Source organism: Clostridiales bacterium, assembly GCA_030016385.1.
Lineage (GTDB): Bacteria > Bacillota > Clostridia > Clostridiales > Oxobacteraceae > JASEJN01.
Map to the genome: position 1 here is coordinate 1 of JASEJN010000114.1, position 2,546 is coordinate 2,546.

Sequence of the window (2,546 nt, forward strand, 5' to 3'; positions counted from 1 at the left end):
TGAACACTCATTCGCCAGATTCAAGTTTTGTAAGTTCTAAGGCCAGCCGCCTTGAGAATCCAAGAGCTTTTGAAACTTAACTAAAGTTCAGGCAATCAAAAGCTCTAAGGATTCTTATACGGCAGCAAAGCCAAGAGCTTATCAAAACTCTCATAATGCTCATTCGTCGCTCAAAATGACATAATCCTATTTATGCCTGATCTCAAATTGCGAATTGAATTAATATATACTTCGGGATGCAAATGCGCTTATTTTAAGTTAATGCCAATAGCTCCGGATAGAGACCCTATTATAAATCCCATAAACACCTTGAATATGGAATATTTATCGATGTTTACACCTGTTTTGAACAAAAGACCTAAAAGCATCAATATTATCATGTACACAAGGCCTATAAGTGCTCCGTTAAGCCATCCTTTGGATTCTACTTTAAGCGATGCATATATTCCTGCTATCGCAATGCTTATCGTTGTAATAACCATTATCGCAGTAGGTAGTGAAGCCTCCGACAGGGACGTTATGGAAAGAAGCAAACCGTATATTGTAATCATGACTATTGAAATAATATATGATATTAATACTCCCTTACCGATTATCAATATGTCTATGCTCTTTTCTTCCGAGGTTAAGGTATTATTGTGATCCGGCAATAGTAATTCACCTCCCGTTTCCAAATCCAAATATATGTATATCAACCTCAGTTGCCCGAAAATCCTCGCAATTGGAGCACATGCAAAACCGGACAGTGTTGCGCCGTCACTAAAAAATTCAGGTCCTTTTATTTATATATAAATGCAATATACATTCAATATTTATGAATATATTAAAACAAATATTACGCAAATATTTTGATGATAAAAAAAACAGCATTAAATGCTGTTTTTTACTTTTCATTATCTTCTTTTGAACTGAGAACCGAGCTTAAAGCGCTCTTTAGCATCTTTATCCTTGTTTTTTCAGCTCCGCTTTCAATAACCATATATTCGTCCTTGATGTTTACTATTTTACCATGAATTCCGCCTCTGGTCAGGATCTCGTCGCCCACTTTCAGTTCGTTCACCATTGCTTTAAACTTTTTTTGTTTCCTTTGCTCAGGCAATATCAAAAACAGGTAAAATACTACAAGTACTAAAAGCCACGGCACTAAAAGCTGTAATGTTTGGTTCATAAATTTTCCTCCTTTTGTTATTTTTATTCGTCATCTTCTTTATTATAACCATATTTTAAATAAAATTCATCCCTTAATTTCAATAAAGTGCCTTCTTTAATCGATTTTCTTATCTTCTTCATAAGGTTTACTAAAAAATAAATATTATGATATGTTGCAAGCCTTGCGGCCAGTATCTCATTTGCCTTAAAAAGATGCCTGATATATGCCCTGGTGTAATTTCTGCAGGCATAGCAGTCGCACTCCTCATCAAGCGGCCTGAAATCCTCTGCGTATGGAGCATTTCTAACTACCAATTTACCGTGGCTTGTGAATACCGTGCCGTTTCTTGCTATCCTGGTCGGCAGCACACAGTCGAACATATCTATTCCCCTTATAGCACCTTCTATAAGGCAGTCTGGGCTTCCGACACCCATGAGGTATCTTGGCTTATTTTGGGGCATAACAGGAGTTATCCAATCCAGAACCTCATACATAATTTTCTTGGGTTCGCCGATGCTTAATCCACCGATACTGTATCCCGGAAAATCCATATCCGTCATCTCATTTACGCTTTGCAGCCTCAGATCCTTATACATTCCGCCCTGTATTATTCCAAACAGCGACTGCTTTTCGATATTTTTATGTGTATCCTTGCACCTTTTTGCCCACCTTATTGTCCTTTTTAATGCCAAAGATGCATAATCCTTATCGCACGGATACGGGAGGCATTCATCAAAGCACATTATAATATCCGCTCCAAGGGAATTTTGGATTTGAACGGCTTTTTCGGGAGTAAAAAAATGTTTCGAACCGTCCAGATGGGATTTGAATGTTACGCCCTCTTCTTTTATATCCCTTAAGTTGCTTAAGCTGAAAACCTGGTACCCCCCGCTGTCTGTAAGTATTGCCCTGTCCCAGTGCATAAATTTATGAAGTCCTCCGGCTTTTTCAATAATCCTTTCACCAGGGCGTATATATAAATGATATGTATTGCTCAGTATTATTTTAGCACCTATTTCCTTTAACTCTTCAGGTGTCATGGTCTTAACTGACGCCTGGGTGCCCACGGGCATGAATACAGGCGTTTCTATATCTCCATGGGGTGTGTGCAATATTCCAAGCCTTGCGTCTGTTTCCGTGCTTTTTTTTATAAGTTCATATGTTACTGCATCCATATATTTTCCTCCGATTTATTGACATACTCTAAAATTTATCCATAACATTCCTCAAATGATGAAAATACCATCAGCTAAATTAAACTAATTCACGTCAAAAATAGCATATCATATACTATATTATATTTTTTGCTATAATACAAGTAAATATGACTTCCTTCGATTTGTAATATGAACTTATGTTATTTTGAACACTCATTCGCCAGATTCAAGTTTTGTAA

Annotated in this window: 3 protein-coding genes; all 3 read right to left on the bottom strand. The window is 37.0% G+C overall.

Annotated features, from left to right (window positions below; genetic code table 11):
- Positions 1–248: 248 nt before the first annotated feature.
- Positions 249–650, bottom strand: a complete 402-nt coding sequence (locus QME45_14625; protein ID MDI6619861.1) for a TIGR04086 family membrane protein — start codon at positions 648–650, stop codon at positions 249–251.
- A gap of 233 nt (positions 651–883) precedes the next feature.
- Positions 884–1,168: a preprotein translocase subunit YajC gene (gene yajC / locus QME45_14630; GenBank protein ID MDI6619862.1), complete on the bottom strand. Its 285-nt coding sequence runs from the start codon at positions 1,166–1,168 to the stop codon at positions 884–886.
- A gap of 23 nt (positions 1,169–1,191) precedes the next feature.
- Positions 1,192–2,325: a tRNA guanosine(34) transglycosylase Tgt gene (tgt, locus tag QME45_14635; GenBank protein MDI6619863.1), complete on the bottom strand. Its 1,134-nt coding sequence runs from the start codon at positions 2,323–2,325 to the stop codon at positions 1,192–1,194.
- Between the last annotated feature and the right edge of the window lie 221 nt (positions 2,326–2,546).